The sequence below is a fragment of the Hymenobacter sp. genome, assembly GCF_035709525.1.
Lineage (GTDB): Bacteria > Bacteroidota > Bacteroidia > Cytophagales > Hymenobacteraceae > Hymenobacter.
This window is the reverse complement of the sequence record NZ_DASTEP010000108.1, coordinates 56,145-82,493: the sequence shown is the minus strand read 5'-3', so window position 1 is coordinate 82,493 and position 26,349 is coordinate 56,145. Positions and strand designations below refer to the sequence as shown.

Below are 26,349 nucleotides of genomic sequence, written 5' to 3'. Positions count from 1 at the left end.
AGGGGGCCGGGGGGTGAGGTTCCCCCGTTAGGGCGCGAGCAGCGCCGCCAGCTGCCGCAGCGTAATCTCGGCCGACTTGGCATTGTAGCGATACGTCACGAGCCGGTAGCCCGCATCCTCGAAGCTTTGCTGGGCGATGCGGACATCGACCAGCGTGGAGATGCCCGCGTCGAGGCGCATCTGGATGAGCTTGAGCAGCTTGCGGGCGGTGGTGTAGTTCTGCTCGGCGGTGTCAACCAGGGCCAGCGTTTGCTCGTAGGCTAGCCAGGCTTTGCGGGCGCTCACGAGGTTGTTTTGCTGCACGGCGGCGCGCTGGAGCTCAGCGGTTTTGGTGTTCACGCGGGCCACGTCGACTAGGCGCTTGTTTACGCCGCCGGTGTAGAGGGGCAGCGCGATGCCCAGGCCGCCGTAGGGGCCGTAGCTTTGGTTGAAGAGGGTGTTGCCCACCGCGTTCTGGAGGCGGTTGTAGTTGGTGCCCGCATTCAGGCTGAGAGCGGGGTAGCGGTTGGCCTGGGCCAGGCGGGTCAATAGCTCATTCACGCGCACCTGGCGGTCGGCGGCCAACAGGTCGGGGTTGCGCTGAAGGGCGGTTTCGAGGTCGGCCCAGCGCAGCGAGCGGTCAACGGGGATGGTGTCTTCCACGGCCACGGGCGTGGCCAAATCCAGGGTCAGCGCGCGCAGCAAATCGGCCTTGGCCTGCTGGGCGGCCAGGGCCTGCTGCTGCTGGGTTTGCAGCTGGGCATTGAGGTCGAGCTGGGCCTGAAAGCGGTCGGCATTATTGGCTAGGCCCACCGCCTGCCGGGCCTCAATGAGGCGCAGCTTCTGGCGCGACACCTCCACCGAGGCCTCCAGGGTGCGGATGTAGCGCTGCTGCTGCACCACGGCGTAGTATTTCAGGCTGGCATCGGCCAGGATGTTCTGCACCGTCGAGTTGAGCTGAAACTCGCTGAGCTGCTGCAACTCATCGAGCCGCTTGCGGTTGGCCACCACGTAGCCGCCGTTGTAGAGCAGGTAGCTGCCCGCCAGCCCCACCGCGTACTGCGTGCTGCGCGCGCCGGTAGCCACGCGCGGGTCGCCCACGTTGAAGCGCTGGTTGGTGTTGTTAATCACCACGTTGTTGCTAGCATTCAACCCCACCGTGGGCAGCCCGCCCGCAAAGCCCAGCGTGTTTTGCAGCCGCTGCACCTCCACGGCGTTCTGCCCGATTTGAATGTCGAGGCTGTTTTTGAGGGCCGTTTGCAGGGCATCGTGCAACGTGAGCACGGGCGCGCGGTCGTCGGCCGCCGCCACGGCGGGCGGCGGCACGGCGGGCGTGGGCGTCTGGGCCAGGGCAGGGGGAAAAGAGAGGAGCCCGAGGCTGAGAAACAGGTACTTCATGAAAAAGAAAGGACAACTATTCGTCATGCTGAGCGGAGCGTAGCGGAGTCGAAGCATCTCTACCGCTTCGTTGCTAGCGTTAGAAGTTAGTTCACCAGCCAAGATGCTTCGACTCCGCTGCGCTCCGCTCAGCATGACGGAATAATGTTGTAAAATCACGCGGCCACCTGCGCCGGCTCGTGGGCCGGCGCTACCTCCGCGTCCGCGTCCGGCTTACGCTCCTTGCCAATAAACGTGTACACCGCCGGAATCACCAACAACGTCAAAATCAGCGAGAACAGAATGCCGCCCACAATCACCGTGCCCAGCGGCTTGCGGCTGGTAGAGGCCGCGCCCAGGCTGAGCGCGATGGGTAGCGCACCCAGCGCGGTGGCCAGCGAGGTCATCAAGATGGGCCGCAGGCGCTGCTGGGCCGCCAGGCGCACGGCCTCGCGCAGCGGTAGGCCGGCGTCGCGCTGGTGGTTGGCAAACTCCACGATGAGAATGCCGTTTTTGGTCACCAGGCCGATGAGCATAATCATCCCAATTTGCGAGAAAATGTTGAGCGTCTGGCCCATGAGCCAGAGGCTGAGCAGCGCGCCGGCCAGCGCCAACGGCACCGTGAGCAGAATGGTGAGCGGGTCGCGGAAGCTCTCGAACTGCGCCGCCAGCAGCAAATAAATCAGCACCAGCGCCAGCATAAAGGCGAAGGCCGTGTTGCCCGAGCTTTCGGCAAAGTCGCGCGACGAGCCGGTGAGGGCCGTTTGAAACGCATCGGGGTCGAGCACTTTGTCGGCGATGGCCTGCATGGCGCGCACGCCGTCGCCCACGGTTTTGCCCTCGGCTAGCTGCGCCGAAATGGTGGCCGACTTAAATCGGTTGAAGTGGTAGAGCGTGCTGGGATTGGAGTTTTCGACTTGGTGCACCACCGCCGATAGCGGGATGCTCTCGCCGCGGCTGTTGGTCACGTAGAGGCGGCTGATGTCGTTGGGGGCGCTGCGCGAGTTGCGGTCCACCTGCCCGATTACCTGGTACTGCCGGCCGTTGAGCAGGAAGTAGGCCATGCGCCGGCCGCCAAACGCGCCCTGCACGGCCGCTACCACGTCTTGCGTAGTCAGGCCCAGGTCGCGGATTTTCAGGCGGTCAAACGTGAGCTGCACCTCTGGCTTGTTGAATTTAAGGTTGGTATCGACGTTCTGGAACGCGGGGTCTTGGCGGGCGGCGGCCAAAAACCGGGGCAGCGCCTCCCGGATGCGCTCCAGGTCGGTGGTTTGCAGCACAAACTGCACCGGCAGGCCGCTCTTAGCCCCCGAGCCTACGGCAATCGTCTGCTCCTGCACCACGAAAATGCGGGCGTCGTTGAAGCGCTTGGTTTTCTTGGTCAGGTACTTGGCGATGTCGTCCTGCGAGCGCTTGCGCTCGCCGGGCGGCACCAGTCCTGCGCGCACCTGCGCCGAGTTGGCGCTGCCGCCGGCCGGCGTGCGGGCAAACACGAAGTCGTTTTCGGGCACCGAGTCGCGCACGAAATCGGCCACCTGGGCGCTGATTTTCTCCATCGCCTCGAAGCTCGTGCCCTCCGGCCCGGTCAGGGTCAGGCGCACGCTGCTGCGGTCTTCGAGCGGCGCCAGCTCGGTCGGGATGCCTTTGCCCACGAAGTAGATGAGGCCCGCGCAGGCCGCTACCACCACCCAGGCCAGGGCGCGCACCCGCAAAAAGCCGCCCACGATGCGCCCGTACCAGCTTTCCATGCCCTGGAAAAACGGCTCGGTCAGGTCGTAGAATTTGCCGTGTCCGCTGCCGCTCTTATCCTTGTTTTCGCGGTGCAGCACCACGTTGAGCACTGGCGTGATGGTGAGCGACACGAAGGCCGAAATCAGCACCGCGCCTGCCACTACTACCCCAAACTCGCGGAACAAGCGCCCCGTGAAGCCTTCCAGAAATATCACCGGCAAGAAAACCACCGCCAGCGTGAGCGAGGTCGAGATAACGGCGAAGAAGATTTCCTTACTACCCTCCAGCGCCGCCCGCTTGATGTCCATGCCCTCTTCGAGCTTGCGGAAAATGTTCTCCGTCACCACGATACCATCGTCCACTACCAGGCCCGTAGCCAGCACGATGCCCAGCAGCGTAAGGATGTTGATGGTGAAGCCCGCCAGGTACATGATGAAAAACGTGGCGATAAGCGAAATCGGAATGTCGATGAGCGGGCGCAACGCCGTGAGCCAGTTGCGGAAGAAAAAGAAAATCACGACCACTACCAGCCCGAACGAAATGAGCAGCGTTTCCTCAACTTCCTCTATCGAGCCGCGCACGATTTTGGTGTTGTCGATGATGACGCGCATCTCGATGTCCGACTTGTTTTCCTTCTGCACCTCGGCCAGGCGCTTATAAAATTCGTCGGCGATGGCCACGTAGTTGGAGCCCGGCTGCGGCACGATGGCCAGGCCCACGGCGTAGGTGCCGTTGAGCTTCCACGACTGCTCGTAGCTTTCGGGGCCCAGCACCACGCGGGCCACGTCGCCGAGGCGCACGATGCCGTTTTTGTCTTCGCGCAAAATGAGGTTGCGAAACTGCGCCTCCGTCGTGAAGCGCGCCATCGTGCGGATGGTGAGCTCCGTTTGGCCGCCGTAGATTTTGCCGGCCGGCACCTCCACGTTCTCGGCGTTGAGGGCCTGCTGCACGTTGGTAAACGACACTTGGAAGGCGTCCATCTTGGCCGGGTCGAGCCACAGGCGCATGGCGTAGCGCTTCTGCCCGAAGATGTTGATGGCCGACACACCATCGATGGTCTGGAAGCGCTGCTGCAAGTTGTTTTCCGCAAAGTCGCTGAGGTCCATCAGGTTCTTGGTGCGGCTTTGCACGGCCAGAATCAGGATGTTGTCGGAGTTGGCGTCTGATTTCGACACCACCGGCGGCGCGTCGATGTCCTGCGGTAGCGAGCGCACGCCCTGCCCCACCTTGTCGCGCACGTCGGAGGCGGCAGCTTCTAGGTTCACATCCAGGTTAAACTCTACCGTGATGTTGCTCGACCCTAGGGAACTGCTGCTCGTAATCGACTTGATGCCCGGAATACCGTTAATCTGCTTCTCGAGCGGTTCCGTTATCTGGTTTTCAATTACGTCGGCATTGGCGCCCGTGTAGGAAGTGCTGACGCTGATAATCGGCGGGTCGATGGCCGGGTAATCGCGCAGGGCCAAAAACGAAAACCCTACTGCCCCAAACAGGATGAGCAGCAGGTTGAAAACCGTCGCCAGCACCGGGCGTTTGAGGGATAGCTCGGATATATTCATCGATTATAGTTGTAAAAGGCGTCCGTCATGCTGAGCGCAGCAAAGCGGAGTCGAAGCATCTCTACCGCTTCGTTGCTGGCGTCAATGGGTTCACCGGTAGAGATGCTTCGGCAGGCTCAGCATGACAGACGTTTACTATCAATTCAATTTGATTACTTCACGTTGCGCACCTTCACCGGCTTGCCGGGCTGCGTAAACAGTACGCCATTGGTCACCACCGAGTCGCCGGTAGCCAGGCCGCTCACGATGGAGATTTTATCGTTTTGGCGGTCGCCAGTTTTCACGTTTTGCATCTGGGCCTTGCCGTGCTTCACCAGCACTACCTGGTCCGATTTGTCGCCCGGCATAATGGCATTGGTGGGCACTACCACGCGCTGCCGCGCCGCGCCGGTGGGCACCTGCACGCGGGCAAATGCGCCTGGGCTCACCTGCGCGCCGGCTGGTAGCAGGGCGCGTACAGTTAGGTTGCGGGTAGTTTGGTTTATCTGGCTTTCCAGTGCCTGCACCGTAGCTGGGTAGCGCTGGGGCGGGTTGCCGGCAAAATTCACCGTCACCTTTGCGCCAGGCTGCACCAAGGCATTGTAGGCCTCAGGCAAGGTGAAATCGACCTTTAGCTTGTTGTCGGCCTGTAAGGTGGCGATGATGGTGGCCGGCGTCACGTAGGCGCCGGGGCTCACCTGGCGCAGCCCTAGGATGCCCGTGAAGGGTGCCCGCACCACGGTTTTGGCAATGAGCGCCTGGGTGTAGGCCGCATCGGCCTGGCCGCTTTGCACCTGGCTCACGGCCAGGTCGTAGTCGGCCTGGTTTACGCCCTGCACTTTCAGCAGCTTTTCGAGGCGGTTTACCGAGAGCTGGGCCACGCGCAGCACGGCGTTGGTTTTCTGAAGCTGGGCGCGCAGGTCGGCGTCGTTGATGCGGGCGATGATGGTGCCCTTGGCCACGCGCTGGCCTTCCTGCACGTTGAGGCTGGTGAGGCGGCCGCTCACCTCGGGGTGCAGCTCCACAAAGTTGTTGGCCACTACCGTGCCGTTTGCCTCAATAGAATCGCTCACCGACGAGGGGCGGGCGATGAGGACATCGACCAGGGCGGGGCCGTTATTTTTTTTGTCGTCTTTGCCTTTTTCGCCGCCCTTGGCCTCGTCGGGCTTGGCGTGGCAGCTGGCGAGGAAAGTTAAAATTCCGCAGGCCAGAGACAGGCCGGCCGGGGTAGAAAAGCGCATAGCGTAAAAAAGCAAGGTGGGCAGGCCAGGGTAGTAGCCAGGCAGTAGCGAGCGCGCAGCCGTTCAGCTAGCGGCCAGCCGCTCAATCAAGTAGCGGAGCTTCGCACAACGACCCGCGCCCGCGTTGGGTTCAGCAACAGCAAAGGACGCCCCGGCCGGGCCGTAGTTGCATTCGCCGCCCATTACTTTGCTTTTATGAAAAAGCCCGCTGCCCCGCCGCCCGCCGCCCCACCCGCCGAGCGCAATTTCTTCCACGACGTGCACGAGGTGGTGCGGCTCATTCCGCCGGGTCGCGTGAGCACCTACGGGGCCATCGCGCACTACCTGGGGGCGCGGCAGGGTAGCCGCGCCGTGGGCTACGCCCTCAATGCCGCCAACCTCGACGCGCTCACCGCCCGGCGCGACGCGCCCGTGCCCGCCCATCGCGTCATCAACCGGCTGGGGCAGCTTTCGGGGCGGCATCACTTCCCCACGCCCACCGCCATGCAGGAGCGCCTGGAGGCCGAGGGCGTGCGCGTGGAAGACGACACGGTAGTGGAGTTTGAGCGGCTGTTCTGGAACCCGGCCACGGAGCTGGAGTAGATGGCGACTCTACATCATTACCTCAACCAATAAAAAACTAATGCCGCCAGTCCGCTCAACGTCAGCAGTCCAAAAAGCCAGCGCCTGAGAATTATGATTGAAGAGATTGCTGCTGAGCTGTGTGAGATAGTCTGATGAGCGGGTATGTTTCTAGTTGTCGTCCTATCATCAGGTGGACGCGGGGCCGCCTGAGCCACTATGCTGTTCCACTGGTTGGCGGGCAGCGTAGCGGTGGCCAGGGCGAGGGCCTGCTCGCGCGTGAGGGCGGCTTCCAGGCGCTGCACGTAGGCGTAGTCGGCGGCCCGTAGCCACACCTCCAGGCGGTCGGGCTCGTGGCGGGCCCGGTCGTAGTTGGTGCCGCGCTCATAGCGGGTTTCAAAGGCAATGGCCGCCTGGCGCAGCAGCGTCATCAGCGCCAGCGCATCGGGAATGGTCGGGAAGTGGCGGTAGCGCCGGGGGCGGGCGGTAGGCATATTTGCACTGATTGTCATCAAGCTAAATCTTTCTGACAGCCCTGGTAAAAGCGTGAAGAATTCTGCCAGGAAATCGCAGTCAAAGGACGCGCAAGGGGACTGTTGCTAAGCGTGTCGCTTACCTATGCCGCCGCCAAGTGGCAATCCTTATACTTCTTGCCACTGCCGCAGGGGCAGGGCGAATTGCGGCCCAGCATTTTCTTTTTATCGCGCAGCTGGCGCAGCCACTGGCGGGGGCCGCCCGCCGGGCGCGCGGAGTGCAGCGCCTGCTCGGGGTGCTGGTGCAGGGCCTGGGTGAGCAGGTCGAACAGCGCGGGGTGGTGCTCCTGCAATTTCTCGGGGCGCTCGAAGAAATACTCGTTTACCACCGCAAAAAACTCGGCCTCGTTGGTGCCCGCGTAGGGGTCGATGTCGGGGGCGCGGCCGGCGCGCACGGCGGCCAGCTCGCGGTGCAGCACCTCGGCCCAGGCCCCGCGTAGCGCCGGGGGCAGCACGGCGGCGGGCACGCCGTCTATCTGGCCGTCGGCCTCGTCTACGAGGTGCGCAAACTCGTGCACGCCCACGTTGTGGCGGTCGTCGGCATTGGCGAAGCCCTGCACCAGCGCGGCGCGGGAAAGGCGCATGTACTGGCTGGTTTGGAAGCCCTGCACCGAGCCCAGCAGCGTGCCTTGCAGGGGCTGCACCTCCTGGTCGGAGCGGGTTTCCAATTGCCAGGCGTCGGGCACTATCAGTACTTCGTGCAGCGTCGGGTATTCCCAGCCCGGAAAGCCAAACACCGGGATAACCGCCGCCGCCGCCACCAGCACCCGCGTCAGGTCATCAACCTCGACCTGAATACCGGTGAGGCGCGTGCGGGCCAAAAAAAGCTGCATAGCCTGCTCAAAGCGCGTTTTGTCGGCATCGGGCAAGCCCTGGTAAAAGGCTACGTGCTCCTGTAATAAATCGCGCCAGTTCTCGGGAAACGGCACGGCCAGCGCCGCCTGCTGGCGGCGGCTTTCGGCGGTGAGGTAGCGGTAGAAGGCAAAAAGCAAGGCCAGTAGCACGGCCCCGGCCACGAAGTACGAAAGGGACATAGGCCTCGCTAAACGGCGCGCGCGGCCCGGCGGTTGAGGGTGGGGCCGGGTGCAATTGCCGTTTCGGGTGCATTTTTGCGCTCTACCCCCTTTCTTCACCCCGCGCCTGCCGCCCGCCTTATGAACGCCGCCGACCTGAACAAAGCCCTCGTGGCCCTCATCGAGAAAAAAGCTGAGCTGCAAACCCTCACCTACGACGACGCGCGCTACGACGACGTAGAGGAAGCCCTGCACGACCTGGAAGACGATTTTAACGACGACTACGGCCCCGACCTGGAGGCTGCCCTGGAGACGGTGCACGCCGACCTGAAGTCGGACACCGACGTGCTGCTGCCCACCGCCTACCTGCCCGCCGACCTCACCCCCAAAAAGGACGACGGCGTGTGGATAGACTCGGAGAAGTACCCCGGCCGCGTGCGCCTGGTATTGCGCCCCAACCCGGCGCGCTTTGCCCTCACCACCAGCAAGGGCGAGGTCGACGTGTGGAGCGCCTAAGCCCGGCCCAACTGGCGCAACTGGCCCAGGTGCCCCGCGGCAACACCCAGAAGCACGTCAACCGCGACGTGCTCACCTACCTGCTGCGCCACGAAGCCCCGCGCCTGATGCAGCCCGCCCTGCGCTGGCTCGACGCCCCCTGCGGGGCGGGCGAGTTCTTGGCGCAGGTACGGCGCTTTTTTCCGCTGGCCCACCTCAGCGGCACCGACGTGCGCCCCGATGCCCCCGCCGTGCCCGGCGCGGCCGTGGCCTACGTGCCCGGCGACCTCAGCCGGGGCGTGCCCTTCGGCGAGGCGGCGCCGTTTGATGTCGTTACCAGCATCAGCGGTATCATGTGCTTTGCCAATACCGCGCAGTTCATCGGGAGCTGCGCCCAGCGGCTGCGGGCGGGCGGCCTGCTGCTGGTCTCGAACGACAACTGCCTGACGGTGCGCGACCGGCTGTCCTACCTGTTTAGTGGGCGGGTGCGGCGCTTCCGGCTGTTGTTCGAGCCCGACGAGGGCAACTTCCAGCTGGTGCAGCACCAGGAGCTCAAGCGCCTCTTCGACGTCAACGGCATCGCCCTCACGCGGGTGGTGTATACGTCGTTTTACACCGAAGACCTGCTGTATTTGCCGCTGGCCCTGCTGCTGTGGCCCTGGCAGTTGTGGCAGGTGCGGCGCGCCCGCAGCAGCACCGGGCACGCCCTGCGGCAGCAGCTGTTTTCTTTTAAATCATTGCTGTACCGCCATTATTTTTTTGTGGGGGAGAAGCAAGGCTAGCTAGCGCTACCCATGGGGTAGTGGGGGCCTGGCGAGCGGCGGCAGAGTAGCGGCGCGGGGCATCGGCGGGGTTTTATGTCCTGCCTGCACCACGGAGAAGTATAGCGTTGGGCAAGGTTTTTGTGTTGAGGGTGTGCACCATACAAGGGTTAGCCCTTGCTAAATTTGGTGCGTTTTCGGCCAGCGTTGCTGCCGCCCCCGCGTTGCTACCAAAATATAGCAGCATAGCCAGGCGGGCAGGCAACCGTAGGCCGAAGACGTGCGTCTTCCCTTTGCCACCCCTTTCCTGCCCTGCGCTATGCCTACTCGCTACCTTCGCTGCCTCCCCGCCTTGCTGCTGGCTTTTGTGGCCAGCAGCTGCGCCCCCACCTACCAGCTGGGCGTGCGCCCGGCCGCCCCGCATACCCTCGAAGCCAGCGGGGCCGAGGCTGCCGAAGCCACCGCCGACGGTGTGGCCCTGCGCCTCAGCTTCGAGGGCTACGAGCCCGACTACGTCGTCTTCAACGTCGAATACCGCAACGACTCCGACTGCGCCGTGGAGGTAGTGCCCACCGCCTTTGGCTACGCGCCCCTGCGCCTGGCCAGCGAGGCCAACCCCGCCCGGCCCGTGCGGCGCGGCGAGCACGTGCCCGCCGCCGTGGCTGCCGCCACCCAGCACGTTCCCTGGCCCGCCCTGCCCGAGGCCCCGCTGCCTGCCCTCGACCCCGAGCCCGCCATTGGGGCCCTCGATGCCGGAGCCGAGCGCGCCGCTGCCAAGGCCAGCCGCCCCGACTGGGTAGGCATCGCCCTCATGGCCGTGTCCTTGGGCATGGACATCGCCAGCAGCGCCAAGGGCCGCGAAACCATTGCCCAGGCCCAGACCCGTGCCGTGGTGCACGACGCGGCCGTTACCTACAACGTCATTTCCAGTGCCAACCGCGTGCGCCACGCCGCCACCGCCGAGGTGCTGGCCCGCCGCGCCGCCCTGCTGCGTGAGTACGCCCTGCGCCGCGTGGTGCTGGAGCCCGGCCAGCAGGTGCGCGGCTACGTGTTCCTGCCCCGCTTCGACCACGCCGATGGCCTGGAGGTGCTCGCGCCCGTGGGCCAGCAGCTGCGCAGCTTCGCCTTTGTGCAGTCGCACCAGCGGCGCTGAATAGTTAAGAGTTTTGAGTTCTGAATGTTGAGTTAAACAAAGTAAGGGGCGCGTGGCATTTGCGGCGCACCCTATTTTTTGGGGTGAAGTGCCTCTGCCGGAAACGCCAGTAGCCCCGCCCCCTACCGCCCGGCCAGCGCGCTGCGCGCGCCGGCCTTGGCATCGGCTACCGACTGGTAATAGATGGCGTGCAGTTCGTAGCGGTCGCGCTGGGCGGCGGTTTGCTGGGCGTATTGCTGGGTAGCGAGCTGGCCAAAGACATTATCGGACACCACCACGCTCACCTCGCGCAGGCCGGCAGCAGTGGCGCGGGGGTTAAACTCGCTGATGAGCCAGGCCTGGGCCTTGGCCGGAATGGCACCCATGTGCCGCACATCGCCCACGAAGCCCCAGGGGCGGGCGGCGGTGGCGTGCGCCTCGTAGTACAGCAGGGCGGCTTCTTGCAAGGCAATAAAGTCGGGGGCGTTGGCAAAGCTGAGCCATTGCGTCATTACGCAGGGCACGGCGGCATCGACTAGCACGCGCCCGTAGGGCCTGTCGAATATAATAACGTCGGACATGGAATAAACAGGAAACGCCGGCCGCCCCGGGGGCAGCCGACGTTACTAACGACGGGGGGCAGGCAGAGGTTGGCGGGGGCGGGCGGGGGCGTTGCCGCATGCCGCACAGAGTAGCCGCGAAGCGGCGGCATGTTGGTAGCCCGCCCGCCGCCCACCAGCCAAAGAGCCGCAAAGCGGCGGCACCTGCGGGCGTGGGTGCCGCCGCTTTGCGGCTCTTTTCAACGCGTAATGTCCTGCACTACCAACATGCCGCCGCTTCGCGGCTACACTACTCGCGGACTAGAAGTCCGCGCTACACTACCTCGCTGAGCTCCAGCCAGCGCTCGCCCTTGGCATCCAGTTCCTTATCAACCACCTGCAAGCGGGCAGGCCAGGCAATGAGGTCCTGGCGGGTGCCTTGGCCGGTGGCGAGGTTTTCGACCAGCTGCTCCTTTTCTTTTTCGAGGGCGGCGATGTCTTTTTCGAGCTGCTCAAACTCCTTTTTCTCGGCAAAGCTGGCGCGGCGCTTGGGGGGCGCGGCCACGGGCGCGGGGGCCGGGGCGGCGGGGGCAGCGGCGGCTACCTTGGCGGCGGCGCGGGCGGCTTTGGCGGCTTTTTCCTCGGCCTCCAGGGCGGCCTCGGTGTCGCGCTCGGCCAGGTAGTCGCGGTAGTCGGTGTAGTTGCCGGGGAAATTGAGCACCGCGCCGCCCGGCTCCAGCACAAAGAGGTGCTCGGCCAGGTTGTCGAGGAAGTAGCGGTCGTGGCTCACGATGAGCAGGCAGCCGCTGAAGTGCAGCAGGAAGTCTTCGAGGATGTTGAGCGTGCCCAGGTCGAGGTCGTTGGTGGGCTCGTCAAGGATGAGGAAGTTGGGGTTCTTCACCAGCACGCGCAGCAGCTGGAGCCGGCGCTTCTCGCCGCCGCTCAGCTTGCTCACCAGGGTGTACTGCTGGGCCGGCGGAAATAGGAACAAGGTCAGAAACTGGCTGGCCGTGAGCACGTCGCCGTTGGCCAGCTCCACTACCTCGGCCACCTCCTTCACAATGTCAATCACGCGCTGGCTGGGGTCAAACTCCAGCTCGGTCTGGGTGTAGTAGCCAAACACGGTGGTTTGACCCACTTCCACCGTGCCGCTGTCGGGCTGAAGCTTGCCAGTGAGCATGTTGAGCAGGGTGCTCTTGCCCGCACCGTTGGGCCCCACGAGGCCGATACGGTCCTTTTTCTTGAAGACGTAGCTGAAATCGTCGAGTACTACCTTGTCGCCGAAGCGCTTGTTGAGGCCCTCGGCTTCGATAATCTTGCCTCCCTGGCGAGTGGTTTTCACACTCAGCTCGAGCTGCTGCTTGGTAAGGTTAGTGCTGGCCTTCTCCTTGGTCACGTAGAAGGCGTCGATGCGGGCCTTCTGCTTGGTGCCGCGGGCCTGGGGCATGCGGCGCATCCACTCCAACTCCTTCTTGAAGAGCTGGCGGGCCTTCTCTACCTCGATGCTTTCGCGCATTTCGCGGTCGGCCTTTTTCTCCACGAAGTAGGCGTAGTTGCCTTGGTAGCGGTACATCTGGCCTTTGTCGAGCTCCACAATCTCGTTGGCTACCTTGTCGAGGAAGTAGCGGTCGTGGGTCACCATCAGCAGCGTGAGGCTGGGCGAGTTGAGGCGATTCTCCAACCACTCGATGGTAGCCAGGTCCAAGTGGTTGGTGGGCTCGTCGAGCAGCAGCACGTCGGGCTCCTCGATGAGGACGCGGGCGAGAGCCACGCGCTTGCGCTGCCCGCCGCTGAGCTTGGAGACGTTGCGGGTCAGGAGCTCGCCCAAAATCCCGAGCTTGCCCAGAATCTGCTGCACCTGGCTTTCGTAGTCCCAGGCGTTGAGGGCGTCCATGCGCTCCATCACCTTTTGCAGCTCGTCGGGGTCGTGGTTGGGGTCGTTCACGACGTGCTCGTAGGCCTTCACGGCGCGCAGCGTGTCGTTCTGGGAGGCGAAGATGGTTTCTTCGACGGTCAGGCTTTCATCGAAGACCGGCTGCTGCCCCAGGTAAGTGACCCGGATGCCCTGGCGGCGGGTCACGAGGCCCGAGTCGGGGGCTTCGAGGCCGGCGAGCACCTTCATGAGGGTGGTTTTGCCGGTGCCGTTGATGCCGACAAAGGCCACGCGCTGCCCCTGCTGCAGCCCGAAGTTGAGGTCTTTAAACAGCCAGCGGTCGGCGTAGTTCTTCGAGATGTTCTCGGCGGATAGCAAATTCATAAGTGGCAGCAAAGGTACGGCGGCGGGGGGCGGCTATCTTTGGCGTATGGCTTACAGCGATTTTACTCTTGACCGTTTAATTCGAGAATTTGGCGTTAAAGTGCGAGGTGAACGCTCACTCTTTACCGAGGTAGTGCCCCGTGAACCCAGTGCTTGGTTGGTAGAGTCTTTGGCTCGTGCCAATAATATTGGTTTTGGCAGTGAGAAGTCGCGCTCTGAGCGGCTGGTATCGCCGGTGCTTATGGAACTGAGTAACTTAAATCACGATAGCTTCGCCATTATTTCTGGAGCTAACCTAGATATTGATGCCAGCCGCGGCCTCAACGGCGAGTGTGATTTTATCCTCTCCTTTACCCGACTCCAAGACTTAGTTCAGGCCCCCATCTTTTGTATCACGGAGGCGAAGAAACAAGACGTAGAAATGGGTACTGCGCAGTGTGCCGCACAATTGCTCGGAGCAGCGCAGCTAAATAGCCGAGCTCAGCAACCCATCGTCACGCTCTACGGCTGCTCTACTACCGGCCTAGAATGGCGTTTTCTACGCCTTGAGCTTGAAACTATGACGCTGGTAATAGATGAAACGCGCTACCTTATTAACGAGACTGCCAGATTGCTTGGTGTATTACAGCAAATACTAGATTGGCAGTTGTTTGCCCTACGCTCAGAACCGTTGGAAGGGCTTTATTACGCCGTTGAGAACAATACCCCCCATGCGTTACTGTTTCACCGTGACGGTCGATTTTTTGAAGCCAGGGAGCAAGGTGGAAATAATACGCCCGCTGGATTACGTGCTCACATGGACAAGCTGCGCAGAGGTGGTAGGTACGAGCTTAAAGCAAATAAGCTAGTGCTGCACTACGATGAGGGCGTCGGTATCGGAAATAAGTTTCCACCCTACGGTCATATCGACGAAGAGAATACGTTACGACTGTTCAGATACAAACAGGATGAGCCGGTAGCGTACCAACTCATCCTGCCATAATATTCAGTTACGCCAGCTTGGCCAAACTAGCCTTGATGCGCTTGAACGCCTCGGCCAGCTTCTCATCGGCGGCGGCGGTGCTGAAGCGCATGCAGTCGGGCGCGCCGAATGAGTCGCCCCCCACCGACGACACATGGGCGTCGTTGAGCAGGTACAAGGCCAGGTCGCCCGAGTCGTTGATAACCGCGCCCTCGGGCGTGGTGCGCCCGAAGAACGCGGCCACGTTGGGGAAGATGTAGAAAGCGCCCTCCGGCGTGGGCGTCACCATGCCGGGGATTTCCTGGGCCAAGCCCAATACCAGGTCGCGGCGGCGGTGATAGGCCGTCACCATCTCGTCGGCCGAGGCGCGGCCCCCCTGCAAGGCGGCCAGCCCAGCGCGCTGCGCGATAGAGCAGGTGCCGGAGGTAACCTGGCCCTGGAGCTTGTCGCAGGCGGCGGCAATGTCCTGGTGGGCGGCCAGGTAGCCCAGGCGCCAGCCCGTCATGGCGTAGCCCTTCGAGAAGCCGTTGACGGTGATAACCCGGTCCTTGATGGCGTCGAACTGCGCCAGACTCACGTGCTCGCCGGTGAAGTTGATGTACTCGTAAATCTCGTCGGCGAGGGCGTAGATACCGGGGTTTTGCGCCAGCACCTCCGCGATGGCCCCCAGCTCCTCGCGGCTGAACACCGCCCCGGTGGGGTTGCAGGGCGAGGAGTACATCACCATTTTGGTGCGCGGCGTGATGGCGGCGGCAAACTCGGCGGCGGTCACCTTGTAATCATTCTCCAGGCTGCCCACGATGGGTACGGCCACGCCCTCGGCCAGCTCCACGATGGCCGCGTAGCTCACCCAGTAGGGCGAAAAAATGATGACCTCGTCGCCGGGATTGATGAGCGAGAGCACGGCATTGGTGAGCGACTGCTTGGCCCCGGTGCTCACCACAATGTTGGCGGGGGTGTAGTCCAAGTGGTTGTCGCGCTTGAACTTGTCGCAGATGGCCTGCCGCAAATCGAGGTAGCCCGGCACCGGCGTGTAGAAAGTGTAGCCCTCATCAAGCGCGCGCTTGGCGGCATCCTTGATGTACTGCGGCGTCTGAAAATCGGGCTCCCCGAAGCTGAGGTTAATCACGTCCACGCCTTTAGCGGCCAGCTCGCGGCTTTTCTTAGCCATCGCGATGGTGGCCGACTCCTGCATGTTCAGGATGCGGTCGGAGAGAACGGGGGCCGGGGCGGTAGGCGCGGCGGCGGGCAACGAGCTAAAGGACATAAGCAAAGGATAAAAAGCAACCAGGCGAATGGCAAAAGTAGCAGTGCGCCCAGCTAATACGCTAGCCCGGCCGCCCGGCCGGTGCGCGGCGGGCGTCGCACCTTTGCGGGCGCAAGGGGCAGATTCTGGACTGCCCCGCTTTTTTTCGTCTTCCCCGTGCCGCAATCCGACAACCTCCCCGCCACCAAGCTGCTGACCTTTTTTTCGGAAGGCACTGCCCCCGGCCAGACCCCGAACCCCATTCCGTTTTCCGAAGCTGAAATCCGCGCCTTCCCCGAGGTAAAGCAGTGGCTGGCCAAAGGCTACGAGCTGGAAAGCTTCGACAACAAGCTCTCGCCCAAAGACCCCGGCCAGGTTATTCTGCTGGTAGTGCTGGCGCGCGCAGCCTAGCGCCGTGTGGCGGGCCCGGCCGCTCCTAATGCAAAAGAAGCTGCCCTAGTCAGGGCAGCTTCTTTTGCATTAGGTTACTTGAAGTCAAGCGCTAGCGCACTATTTCGACCCAGCCCTTGAAGGTGCGCCTGGTGCGGGCGAAGTCCGCAAACTCGACTTCGGCCAGGTAGTAGTACACGCCGTTCGAGGCCTTGCCGGCGGGGCCACCGTCGCCGCCCGTGCCGTCCCAGTTGATGTAGGGGTCTCTGTCGCTTTCGTACACCTTGCGGCCCCAGCGGTTGAAAATCTGGATGTGCGTGCGGGTGATGGGGCTGCTGGTTTTGGGCCGGAACTTCTCGTTGGTCTGGTCGCCGTTGGGCGTGAAGATGTTGGGCAAAAAGAAGAACACGCAGTTATCCTGGCAGGCCACGTTGCTGAGGTCGCTGCGCACGCCGGCCGCGCTCACAGCCTGCACGGCGTAGCAGCCGGCCCCGTTGGGCAGGTTGCGGTGCAGGTAGGTGAGCGTGGCAGTCGAGTCGAGCAACACCAGCGGCCCGTCGAGGGTGGGGCGGTAGAAGATACGGTAGTAGGCAATGTCGGCGCTGCACCCGGTGGGCGCGCTGCCCACCGTCCAGCGCAGGCGGTTCTGGTAGCGCTGGTTTTCGAGCGGGAAGTTCGAGCCGGGGTTCAGCCCCGCCAGGCTGTCGCAGTTGGTGGGGGCCAGTGTGAGCACCGGCGTGCAAGGCGAGGCCGTGAGCACGGCGCAGGCTTCCTGGCTTTTATTGAGCAGGTTGCGGTAGATAAGCTGGCCAGCCGAGTTCACGGGCGTGGGGTATTGCCCGTTGGTTTGCACGTAGTAGCAGTAGTTCTGGCCCAGCGTCAGCCCCTGGTCGACATAAGTAGCGCTACTAGCCCCGGCGGCCGGCGTGAGGGTAGCCAGCTGGGTGTAAGGCCCGGTGGGCGGCCCCGTGCGGCGGTAGATGATGGTGGGCTGCTGGCTGTTATCCCACGGCACGCTGTAGCGCCAGGTCAGGGTGTTCTGGCGGGCGTTGCCATTAGGCACCAAACCCAGGCGCACGCTGCTGGCCAGCGGGGCGGTTTCGGTGGTTTCGGCGCTGCCGGGCTGGGTGGTAGCCGCGCTGAAAAACTCCAGCTGATACGTGTATTGCGAGCCCGCCGTGTTCAGGTTGTTATCGAGGAAAGTGGTATCGGCCAGACTGGTTTTGGTAGCCACCAGCGCGAAGGGCGCGGCCCCCGTGCTGCTGCGGCTGAGGCGGTAGCCCAGCGGCGCGTTAAAAGTCGCGCACGTGCCGGGGCGCGGCTGCGTCCACTTCACGGCAATTTGGCCGGTAGTGGCGCTGGTGGTCAGTACGTCCACGTTGGTAAGCTGGGCGGCGCGGCCGTCGAGTGTGAGGCAGGCCTCATTCGACACGATGCTGGCGCCCGCGCCCGGCAGCGGAAACGCGACGTAGATGCGGTACGAGTACGTCTTGCCGCGCTGCGCGGTGTTGTCGGCGTAGTTCGTCAGGTTGGCCGGTACGGTGGCCAGCAGGCTGTAGCCCGCCCCGGCCGGGATGCCGGTTTCGCAGGCCGCGGGCGTGTAGGGGTAGCAGCCCTCGCGCCGGTAGATGCGAATAGTGGCCAGCACGCCCGACGCGCCCACCTGGCACGGGTAGCTAACCCAGTCGAGCAGCACCTGCTGGCTGCCGCCGCGCACGGCGCGCAGGCTGGTAGGGGCGGGGCCGATGACGGTCACGCGCCAGGCTTTCTCATCTATCAGCGGCGGGTCGGCGGCGATGGGCGGGGTGTGCGGCGTGTCCTGCGCCTTAAAGACGATGGTGTACGGCTCGCGGGCAATGCGCTCGCAGCCCGGCGTCCAGGTAAACGTGCCCACAGCGCGGGGCGGCCCCTGCGCCGACTGGCTGAACGTGGCCGGTGGCAACATGCCGCCGTAGGCAAACAGCTGGATGGGCGAGGCCGGCGAGGCCGCCGTGTTGGCATCGGTAGCCGTCACGTTTTTGCGCAGCAGCGTGCCCGCCACCACGCACGTATCCTGCGGAATCTTGATGGTGGGGCGCAGGTTTACGGCCGCCACCACGGTTATCTGCATGTCGCGGATTACCTCCCCAATCTTGATGCGGGTAAAGCCATTGCGCCGCCATTCCTCCACCACAAAGGCCACGTTGTAGATGCCCGTGCGCAGCGGCGCGTTCCAGACTATCTGGCCGGTGCGGCGGTCCATCTGAAAAATGGCGGTGTCGCCAATCTGGGCCAGCTCTACGCCGTTGTTGTCTTTGTACGACACCTGCACCGGGTTTCGCGGCGGCACACCAAATGCCTGACTGTTAGGGAACTGGAAGCCAGTGCAGGGCACGTGGTCGGGCACGTAGGTGGCGGGCAGCGTAGTACCACTGCCGAACGTCAGCGACTGCTGGCTAACCTTGCGGTAGAAAACCAGCGAGTCGCCGTCGATATCGTCGGCCGCCGGATTGTGCAGAAACACTTGCCCCGCTGCGGCCCGGTCGATAGCCGGTGCATGTAGTATGGGTAAGTGGTTGAGCCCCAGGCCAGGGTCGGTGGTGATGGTGGTGCTGAGGTAAAACGTCTGCGCGTCCGAGCGGGTCATGTTCACCACCCCGCGCGAGCGGTTGGCCTCGATGAAGCTGGCCACGTAGCTGCCCGAGCCAGGGTAAGTGTGCTCGAAGTAGAACGTCATCACGTTCGTGTCGAAGCCGAAGGGCCTGTCTATGGTTGGTAGCACGGCCGGGCTGCGGGTGCCGTCGCCGAAAAAAAGCGTTGCGTTGAGCTGCGGTGCCGACCCGGGGCTGGTATCGCGGTAGAGCGTCAGCTTGAAAAAATCCGGTTTGGGTTGCGGGTAGGCGTGGTGTCGACCTTGGCCTGAATGTCGCCGGCCCGCAGGTGCGTGGCGTGGGCCGGGCGCGCCAGCAGTCCCAGCACCGCCACAAAGAGGCATGTAAGCAGCCAGTGGGGCCAAGATACCGGCTTAGCAGGAGGAAAAGTGGGCATAGGGCGGGATGGGGAAATGGAGGTAGAGTATTAGCTATTAGCAACGTTACAACCCAAATAGAAGTATGCAAGCGCCGCCAGAAAATACTTTTGCCGCCACCACGCAGGCCCACCCAGCCCGGCCCCATTCAAAGCCACCTATTCAAGGCAAAAACCCACCTCGGGAGAAAAGCGCCGCGCTAGCCGCCCAGCCCGCGCCAGCCCCGCCACAGCACGCGCACATCGAGCTCGGGCTCGTAGCCCTTGGCGTAGAGGTATTCCAGCCGCTGCTTCGTGGCGGCCGAGAGCGGCGCGGCGGCCGGGGCCACGTCGGCCGGCGACAGCACGGCCGGCACGCCGCCCGTGGCCGCCGAGTAGCGCAGCCCCACCCAGGTGCGGCGGCCCCGCAGCACCTGCCAGCAATGGGGGAGTAGCCCGCCCGGCCGCCGCTGGCCCCACAGCAGCAGCGGAGCGCCCACTGCCAGCAACACGCTGGCTACCAAGTCGAGTAGGCGCTTGGTGCGGCGCTGGGCGGGCTGGTGCAGGCGCAGGGTAGTGTCGAGGGTGTAGTAGTCGCCGGGCGCGTCTTTGCTGCTGCTGCCGATGATGTAGTCGCTACCCTCGGGCAAAATCTTGTAGGCTACGGCCGGCTGCGCCGGCACACGCAGCATGAGGTCGATAATCCGCTGCACGGGCAAATCCTGCCCGCAAAAAATCAGCTCGTTGAGTTCGTAGAGGCGCACCAGCTCGGGCAGCTGGGCGGCGTCGCCGAGGTAGTCGGGCAGCAAGTTCGCATCGGCCGGGGGCGCGGCCGGGGCCACGTAGCCGATGACGTTGGCCGGCACCTGGGCGGCGGCCAGCAGCCGGCGGGCGCGCTGGGCTTCGGCGGGGCTGCCCACGATGGCCAGGGTTTTGGCCTGGGGCTCGCTCAGGTGCAGGTTGCCGTGGCGCAGCCAGTGCGCCAGCAGGCGGCGGCCCAGCAGCGCGGCCACCGCCCAGGTGCCGCCCAGCAAGATGAGCGCCTTCGAAAAGCGCCAGTTATCCAGGAAGTTGGTAACGGCCGAAATCAGCAGCGTGCCTACCCCGATGCCCCGCACAATGCGGCCGGGCCGCGCGCCCCGGTCGTAGCCCCCGCTGAGCCAGGTAGCCAGCAGCCACACCGCGATGTAAAACGGCACCGCCACCAGCATGTACTGCGGCGGATAGTACTGGCGCACAAACTTGTGGTTGTTTTCCCAGTACTCTTTCAGGGCGTACATGCCGGCGTAAAGCAACCCCGCGTCGAGCAAAGCCGGGGCGGCGGCGGTGGCCAGGCGCTGCGCCACCGCCGCGCCCGCCCGCAGCCAGATGGCCGCGTTTATCAGCCGCGAAAACAGCCCCGCCTGCCCAGGGGCGAAGTGCTTCCGGGCAAAAATGACCATCGCCCGGTAAAACACGAACACATAATTAACGCTCGTGCGCTTAGTGCTCTCGCCCTTGTAGTGGATAATGCGGGTGTCGGGGTAGTACCAATTCTGCCAGCCGCCCCGCGTGAGGCAGTACGAGAGGTCGATGTCCTCGCCGTACATGAAGTAGTCCTCATCGAGCAGCCCTACCTCGGCCAGCGCGGCCTGCCGCAGCAGCATAAAGGCCCCACTCAGCACGGCTACCTCGTGCGCCTTTTCCTTGTCGAGAAAACCTAAATGGTAGCGCCCAAACCGCCGCGAGCGCGGAAACAGCGCCGCCAGCCCGAATATCTTGTAAAACGCCACGGCCGGCGTGGGCAGCCCGCGCTTGCTTTCGGGCAGGAAGCGGCCCTGCCCGTCCAGCATCATCACGCCCAGCCCGCCGCAGCGCGGGTGCGCGTCCATAAAGTCGCAGCAGCGCCGGAAGGTGTCTTCCTCCACCAGCGTGTCGGGGTTCAGCAGCAGCTGGTACTGGCCGGTGGCGCGGCGCAGGGCCTGGTTATTGGCCTTGGCGAAGCCCGGATTGTCTTTATTCTCAATCAGAATGACTTCGGGGAAGCGCGCCCGCACCATCGCCACCGAGCTATCGGCCGAGTTGTTATCAACCACGAACACCTCGACCGGCTCGCCCAGCCGCCCGGCCGCCCGCCGCACCGACAGCAGCGCCTGCTCCAAAAAGTAGCAGACGTTATAATTGACGATGACGACGGAAAGCTTCACCACAGGGCGGCGAAGTTAAGATGTACCGTAAGCTTTAGCTTGCGAGTGAGCGTAGCGAACATCGGCGTAAGCCAACGCCTGCCAGCGCGGCTGCTCGCTGCGCTCGCTCGCAAGCTAAAGCTTACGGTACACTCGGCGCGGCTAGCGCAGCTGCCGCTGGCGCTCCACAATGCTGCGGCCCAGCGTAATCTCGTCGGCGTATTCCAGCTCGCCGCCCATTGGAATGCCGCGCGCGATGGTGCTGATATTGAGCTGCTCGAAGTCGCGCAGGCGGCGCGAGAGGTAGAAGGCGGTAGTGTCGCCCTCCATCGTGGGCGAAATGGCCAGGATGACTTCGCGAATCTCCGAGGCCTCGGCCCCGGCCCGCTCCACCAGCGAGTCGATGTGCAAATCGGCTGGCCCCACGCCCTCGATGGGCGAGATGACGCCGCCCAGCACGTGGTACACACCCTGGTACTGCCCCGTGTTTTCGATGGCAATCACGTCGCGCACGTCGGCCACCACGCACACCGTGCTGCGGTCGCGCAGCGGGTTGGCGCAGATGCTGCACTGCGCGGCATCCGAAATGCTGTGGCAACTGCTGCAATACGTGATGTCAAAGCGCATTTTGGCCAGGGCCTCGGCTAGGTTGGCGGTCGTGTCGCTCTCGGCTTTCAGCAAGTGCAATGCCAGGCGCAGGGCCGTTTTTTTGCCGATGCCGGGCAGGCGCGACAGCTCAACGACCGCGTTTTCAATGAGTTTGGAAGGAAAATCCATAGGAGAAGCAAAACGGCCGCGCCGGACGGCAGCCGTTTGGTGAAAGGTAGCGGCGGGACGAGCGCGGGCGGGGTTCCCGCAAAAGTAAAACCCGCCCCAGGCATCGGTTTAAAACAAGCGAATGGCCCGGCGGCGTTCCCGAGGCGCGTGATATGAGGGCGGTTTTTGAGTAGCGTATGAAGAGTGTAGAGACGCAATAGTTGGAGTCTTGCGTTAGAGAACGCTGCTCAGCAACGTCAGACGCAAGACTCCAACTATTGCGTCTCTACACTGCCCAACGGCCTTACCCCACACCCTACTCGAAGTACTTTTTCTTCGCCTGGCCGCGCGTGGCCTCCGAGGTGGCGCGGTGCTGCTTGGCGTACTCGGTGGGCGAGAGGCCGAAGAGCTTCTGGAAGGTCTGGCGGAAGTAGCGCGGGTCTTCGATGCCCACCTGCACGGCCACTTCGAGAGGGCGCAAGGTGGTTTGGGTGAGCAGCTGGGCAGCGCGGCGCAGGCGCACGTCGCGGATAAATTCGACTGCCGTTTGGCCGGTGATGCTCTTGATGCGACGGTAGAAAACCGACTGGCTCATAGCCATTTCCTTCACCAGCACCTGCACACTAAATTCTTGATTTTCCAGGTTTTGCTCGACCACGCCCATCGCTTTTTCGAGGAATTCGCGGTCGGCGTCGGCCACTACCAGCTCGGTGGGTTGCAGCAGCACCTGGCGCTGGTAGTACTCGTGCAGCTTGCGGCGGTTGCGGAGCAGGGTTTCGGCCTTGGCGTGCAGCAGCACCGGGTTGAAGGGCTTGCTCATGTACTCGTCGGCCCCCAGGCCCACGGCCTCCAGCTCGTGGGTTTCGGCGGTGCGGGCGGTCAGCAGCAGCACCGGAATGTGGCTGGTTTTAGGGTGCTGCCTGATTTTCTGGCACAGCTCCAGGCCATCGCTGCGCGGCATCATCACGTCCGAGATAATGAGGTCGGGCAGCTCGGCCAGGGTTGTTTGCCAGCCGGCTACGCCGTCTTCGGCCAGCAGCACCTCGTAGTCGGCCTCAAAAATCTGCTGCAAGTAGGCGCGCACCTCGGCGTGGTCTTCGACCACCAGCAGGCGCGGCGGGCCAGCGGGCGCGGCCGGGGTAGGGCCGGCTTCGTCGGCGGGCGGCAGCTCGTCGGCAGGTGCTTCGGGCGCGAGCGTTATTTCTTCAGGCTGAATATCTTCAGCTTGCAAATGCTGATGGCCCAGCGGCAGGCGCAGCTCAAACGTAGTGCCCGCGCCCGGCGTGCTGGCTACCGCCAGCTGTCCGCCGTGCCGCCGGGCAAACTGCCGGGCCAGCGCCAGCCCGATGCCGGTACCCGCCATGCGCAGCGTGTCGGTGTTGGCAGCCTGGTAATACGGGTCGAAGATGCGCCCCAGTTCGTGCGCCGCGATGCCCACGCCGGTATCGCTGACGGTGATTTTCAAGTAATTGTCGACCAGCGCGCCGCCCCGGTAGCGGGCCTCGCCCTCGGCGCTGCCCACCAGCGCCGCCGCCAGCTCTACGCGCCCGCCAGCCGGGGTGTACTTGAGGGCGTTGGCCAGCAGGTTGGTGAGGATAATTTCGAGCTTGCTGCGGTCGAAATACAGGCGCATGGGCTCGGCGGGCAACGTTATCCGGTAATCGATGCCGCGCTCCTGGGCCTGGTGCTGAAAGCTGGCGTGCAGACCGGCCACGAATGGCCCTACCTCACCCAGACTGGCGCGCAGCGGCACGTACCCGCTTTCCACCTTCCGAAAATCGAGCAGCTGGTTTACCAAGTCGAGTAGCTTGCGGGCCTGCTGGTGCATCAGCAGCACCTTGCTGCGCAGGTCGGCCACCGGGCCGCGGCTGCGCAGCAGGTCTTCCATCGGCCCCAGTATCAGGGTGAGCGGCGTGCGCAGCTCGTGGCTTACGTTGGTGAAAAAGCCGAGCTTGAGGTTGGTCAGCTCCTTTTCTTTTTCGACCTGAAAATGCTCCAGCGCCAGCTTGCTTTTCAGCTCCTGGCGCGTCATTTCGATACGGCGGTACAGCGCTACCGCGCCCACCAGCACCAGCGCGTAGAGCGCATACGCCCAGCCGGTTTTATACCACGGCGCGCGCACGTCGAAGGTGATGGTGGCCGGCCGAGCGCTCCAGCCGCCCTCGCCGTTGCTGGCTTTCACGCGCAGGGTGTAGCGGCCGGGCGGCAGGTTGGCGAAGCTGGCCGTGCGCTGGCCGGGGGCCGGGTACACCCAACCCTGGTTGTAGCCTTCGAGCTGGTAGGCGTAGCGGTTTTTGTCGGGGTTGGCGTAGTTCAAGCCCACGAATTCCACCGAAAAGTCGTTTTCCGAGGGCTTAATCGTCACCGTTTGCGGCGCCGACAGCGGGCGCGCCAGCAGCACGCGGCCGTTGAAAAGCTGGCCCACGGCCACCGGCTGGTTGGCAATGCGCAGCCCCGTGAGCTGCACCACCGGCCGGTACGGATTGGGTTGGATGGCCGAGGGCTGGAAGTAGCTGATGCCATTGATGCCGCCGAAATAGAGCGTGCCATCGGCCCCGCGCGCGGCCGCGCCAATCTTAAAGGCGTTGCTTTGCAGGCCGTCGGCCACGTCGTAGCGCACGCACTGGCGGGTGGCGGGCGCGTAGCGGTAGAGGCCGGTGCCGCCCACCCAGAGGTTGCCCGCGTCGTCAGTGAGCAGGCTTTCCACATCGTCTTCGGGCAGGGTGGCCCGGTAGCTACGGATAGTGTCGCGGTCCCGCCCATCGGTAGTGAGCTGGTGCAGCCCGCCCCCGATGGTGCCAATCCAGAGGTGCTGGCGGCGGTCGAGCAGCAGCGGCCAGGTGTAGTTTACGCGCAGGCCGCCCGCCGCGCCGCGCCTGTGCCAAAACTGCCGCAGCAGCACCAGCGAGTCGGGCGTGGCGCGCAGCTTGAGCAAGCCCGCATTGGTAGTGCTGGCCCACAGCACGTCGCGCTGCAAGTCGGGTAGCAGGAAGGTGAAATTGTCGGTCGGCAGGTGCGTGCGTTGCTTGTCGTAGGCCCCCAAAAGCTTGCCGCCTAGGCTAAAGCGCATCAAGCCGTGATTGAACGTAGCCACCCACAGCGTGCCGTAGCGGTCCTCGGCCAGCCGCTCGATGCTGGCCGCGCTGAGGTAGCTGCCATCGGGCAGCTGGTTGAACTCGGTGAGCACGTCGCGGCCCGCCCGGCGCGTGAGGCGCAGTAGTCCCCGGCCCCGCGTGCCAAACCACAAGGCCCCGTCGTGGGTCTGGCAGATGGCCGACACGTCGGCCCCGCGCCGCACGCCGGCCGCGTCCTGGCCAAAGTAATTGCGGTAGGTGTGCCGGCCCAGGTCGTAGGCCGATACGCCGTTGCGGGTGCCCAGCCACAGCGTATTGGTCGCCTCTTCCTTATAAACGGCGTTGATGTAGTTATTGGGCAGCGTGGCCTGGCCCGCCAGCTGCCGCCGCAGCCGCCCGAAAGGCTTACGGCGCAAATCCACCCGGTTGAGGCCGCCGGCCGAGGCGCACAGCCACATCACCTGGGTGCGGTCCTCAAAAATCTGGTGCACGCGCTCCGAGTTGATGCCCGTTGGCTCGCCATCCTGGGGCAGCAGCAGGGTAGGGGTGGGGCGCAGCGGCGGGGCCAGCCCGGTGCCCGTGGCCGCCTCCCAGATGTACAGCCCGTAAATAGTGCCCACCCAAAGCCGCCCAAATGAGTCGAGCAGCAGCGATTGCAGCTGCGGATACGTCTGGGGCTGGGGGTGGGCGGCCAGCTCGCGGACGGTGCGGCGGTTGGCGGCGCTCACCCACAGCACTTGCTGGTCGAGGCCAATCCAAAGGTCGCCGCGCCGGTCGAGGTGCAGCGCCCGCACGCCTTCGGTGAGGGTAGTGGGCTCGGCGATTAGGGTAGGTGCGTCGGGCCGCACCACGCGCAGGCCGTAGTTGTAGGTGCCCACCCACACCTTGCCCTCGGCATCGGCGGCCAAGCTCGATACCTGCATATCGCCGGCCGCCGCCTCAAGCCGGGGCACGGGCACCTGCCGTAGCTCGGCCAGCCCGCCCCCCGCTCCGAAGCGCAGCCGAAACAAGCCGCCCTCGGCTGTGCCGGCCCACAGGCAATCCTGCGCGTCGGTGGCCAGGGCCAGGATGGTTTGGGCGGCGAGCTTTGCCAGTAAGGGCCGGGCGGCGGCCGGGGCTGGCTGGCCAGCCAGCGGCACGAGGCGGTCGGTAGCGGCGTCGTAGTAGCTGAGGCCGCTGCGCTCGGTGCCCACCCACAGGCGGCCGGTGGCCGGGGCCACGTGCAGCACTTTGATGCGGTTGCTCGACACGCCGTCGGCGTTCACGGGCAGGCGATAGGGGCGCAGCTCATAGCCGTCGTAGCGGTCGAGGCCGTGGTTGGTACCCACCCAGATGAAGCCCGCCCGGTCCTGGGCCACAGCCATGGCGTCGCTGTGGCTCAGGCCCTGGTCCACGGTCAGGTGCTCGAAGCGCAGCTCGTTGGGGGCCGTGTCCTGCGCCCGCGCCGCCAGCCCCAGCAGGAGCAGCAGGGTGAGCAGGCGGGCGGCAGCGGGCATAAGGGTAGGGGCAGAAAGCAAGGCAAAAAACCGGCGCGGCCTTTAAGGAAAAGCCGGCCGGCAAAGCGGCAGCGTAAAAATAAGCAGGCGCAAAAGATTAAGCTCGGCCGCCGCTTGGG

At 64.2% G+C, this 26,349-nt stretch carries 19 protein-coding genes; 6 read left to right on the top strand and 13 right to left on the bottom strand.

The window, feature by feature from the left end:
- Positions 1–27: 27 nt before the first annotated feature.
- The 3 genes from VFO93_RS09215 to VFO93_RS09205 form a co-directional block, all read right to left on the bottom strand.
- On the bottom strand, positions 28–1,377 hold the full coding sequence (locus VFO93_RS09215; RefSeq protein WP_325134072.1) for a TolC family protein: 1,350 nt from the start codon (positions 1,375–1,377) through the stop codon (positions 28–30).
- 155 nt (positions 1,378–1,532) lie between these two features.
- The gene (locus VFO93_RS09210; RefSeq protein ID WP_325134071.1) at positions 1,533–4,646 is read right to left on the bottom strand and encodes an efflux RND transporter permease subunit; all 3,114 of its coding nucleotides are present in this window, start codon (positions 4,644–4,646) and stop codon (positions 1,533–1,535) included.
- 152 nt (positions 4,647–4,798) lie between these two features.
- The gene (locus VFO93_RS09205) at positions 4,799–5,866 is read right to left on the bottom strand and encodes an efflux RND transporter periplasmic adaptor subunit (RefSeq protein ID WP_325134070.1); all 1,068 of its coding nucleotides are present in this window, start codon (positions 5,864–5,866) and stop codon (positions 4,799–4,801) included.
- A gap of 195 nt (positions 5,867–6,061) precedes the next feature.
- On the opposite strand from VFO93_RS09205, the gene VFO93_RS09200 reads away from it, so the two are divergent.
- Positions 6,062–6,448: an MGMT family protein gene (locus VFO93_RS09200; protein WP_325134069.1), complete on the top strand. Its 387-nt coding sequence runs from the start codon at positions 6,062–6,064 to the stop codon at positions 6,446–6,448.
- Positions 6,449–6,465: 17 nt separating this feature from the next.
- On the opposite strand, the gene VFO93_RS09195 is transcribed toward VFO93_RS09200, so the two are convergent.
- The gene (locus tag VFO93_RS09195) at positions 6,466–6,921 is read right to left on the bottom strand and encodes a hypothetical protein (protein ID WP_325134068.1); all 456 of its coding nucleotides are present in this window, start codon (positions 6,919–6,921) and stop codon (positions 6,466–6,468) included.
- A 122-nt stretch (positions 6,922–7,043) separates the two neighbouring features.
- Entirely contained in the window at positions 7,044–7,994 is a 951-nt protein-coding gene (locus tag VFO93_RS09190; RefSeq protein ID WP_325134067.1) for a zinc-dependent peptidase, read from the bottom strand.
- A 120-nt stretch (positions 7,995–8,114) separates the two neighbouring features.
- On the opposite strand from VFO93_RS09190, the gene VFO93_RS09185 reads away from it, so the two are divergent.
- The 3 genes from VFO93_RS09185 (at position 8,115) to VFO93_RS09175 (ending at position 10,382) form a co-directional block, all read left to right on the top strand.
- Positions 8,115–8,489 (top strand): hypothetical protein, encoded by a 375-nt coding sequence (locus tag VFO93_RS09185; protein ID WP_325134066.1) that lies wholly within the window; start codon positions 8,115–8,117, stop codon positions 8,487–8,489.
- Positions 8,477–9,250, top strand: coding sequence for a class I SAM-dependent methyltransferase (locus VFO93_RS09180; protein WP_325134065.1), 774 nt, complete (start codon positions 8,477–8,479; stop codon positions 9,248–9,250). Before VFO93_RS09185 ends, VFO93_RS09180 begins: the two co-directional genes overlap by 13 nt.
- Before the next feature lie 298 nt (positions 9,251–9,548).
- Positions 9,549–10,382: a hypothetical protein gene (locus VFO93_RS09175; RefSeq protein ID WP_325134064.1), complete on the top strand. Its 834-nt coding sequence runs from the start codon at positions 9,549–9,551 to the stop codon at positions 10,380–10,382.
- Positions 10,383–10,504: 122 nt separating this feature from the next.
- On the opposite strand, the gene VFO93_RS09170 is transcribed toward VFO93_RS09175, so the two are convergent.
- Together VFO93_RS09170 and VFO93_RS09165 are read right to left on the bottom strand one after the other, a co-directional pair.
- Positions 10,505–10,942, bottom strand: coding sequence for a hypothetical protein (locus tag VFO93_RS09170; RefSeq protein WP_325134063.1), 438 nt, complete (start codon positions 10,940–10,942; stop codon positions 10,505–10,507).
- Positions 10,943–11,234: 292 nt separating this feature from the next.
- Positions 11,235–13,157 (bottom strand): ABC-F family ATP-binding cassette domain-containing protein, encoded by a 1,923-nt coding sequence (locus tag VFO93_RS09165; RefSeq protein WP_325134062.1) that lies wholly within the window; start codon positions 13,155–13,157, stop codon positions 11,235–11,237.
- Positions 13,158–13,203: 46 nt separating this feature from the next.
- Between VFO93_RS09165 and VFO93_RS09160 the strand changes: the two genes are divergently transcribed.
- The gene (locus tag VFO93_RS09160) at positions 13,204–14,139 is read left to right on the top strand and encodes a hypothetical protein (protein WP_325134061.1); all 936 of its coding nucleotides are present in this window, start codon (positions 13,204–13,206) and stop codon (positions 14,137–14,139) included.
- Positions 14,140–14,146: 7 nt separating this feature from the next.
- Here the strand turns inward: VFO93_RS09160 and VFO93_RS09155 are convergent, their stop codons facing one another.
- Positions 14,147–15,385 carry a pyridoxal phosphate-dependent aminotransferase gene (locus VFO93_RS09155; protein WP_325134060.1) on the bottom strand — a complete coding sequence of 413 codons (1,239 nt, stop codon included), beginning with the start codon at positions 15,383–15,385 and terminating at the stop codon, positions 14,147–14,149.
- Positions 15,386–15,541: 156 nt separating this feature from the next.
- Here VFO93_RS09155 and VFO93_RS09150 point away from each other — a divergent pair, with 156 nt between their 5' ends.
- Positions 15,542–15,775, top strand: a complete 234-nt coding sequence (locus VFO93_RS09150) for a hypothetical protein (protein WP_325134059.1) — start codon at positions 15,542–15,544, stop codon at positions 15,773–15,775.
- A gap of 91 nt (positions 15,776–15,866) precedes the next feature.
- Here the strand turns inward: VFO93_RS09150 and VFO93_RS09145 are convergent, their stop codons facing one another.
- The 5 genes from VFO93_RS09145 to VFO93_RS09125 form a co-directional block, all read right to left on the bottom strand.
- Entirely contained in the window at positions 15,867–18,515 is a 2,649-nt protein-coding gene (locus VFO93_RS09145) for a gliding motility-associated C-terminal domain-containing protein (protein ID WP_325134058.1), read from the bottom strand.
- A gap of 83 nt (positions 18,516–18,598) precedes the next feature.
- A complete protein-coding gene (locus VFO93_RS09140; RefSeq protein ID WP_325134057.1) occupies positions 18,599–18,781 on the bottom strand; it encodes a hypothetical protein in 183 nt (60 codons plus the stop codon).
- A 179-nt stretch (positions 18,782–18,960) separates the two neighbouring features.
- Positions 18,961–20,928 (bottom strand): glycosyltransferase family 2 protein, encoded by a 1,968-nt coding sequence (locus VFO93_RS09135; protein WP_325134056.1) that lies wholly within the window; start codon positions 20,926–20,928, stop codon positions 18,961–18,963.
- Between the two features lie 138 nt (positions 20,929–21,066).
- Positions 21,067–21,681: a recombination mediator RecR gene (gene recR / locus VFO93_RS09130; protein WP_325134055.1), complete on the bottom strand. Its 615-nt coding sequence runs from the start codon at positions 21,679–21,681 to the stop codon at positions 21,067–21,069.
- A gap of 295 nt (positions 21,682–21,976) precedes the next feature.
- Complete coding sequence (locus VFO93_RS09125; RefSeq protein ID WP_325134054.1) at positions 21,977–26,230, bottom strand: hybrid sensor histidine kinase/response regulator transcription factor; 4,254 nt, start codon at positions 26,228–26,230, stop codon at positions 21,977–21,979.
- Positions 26,231–26,349: the final 119 nt, after the last annotated feature.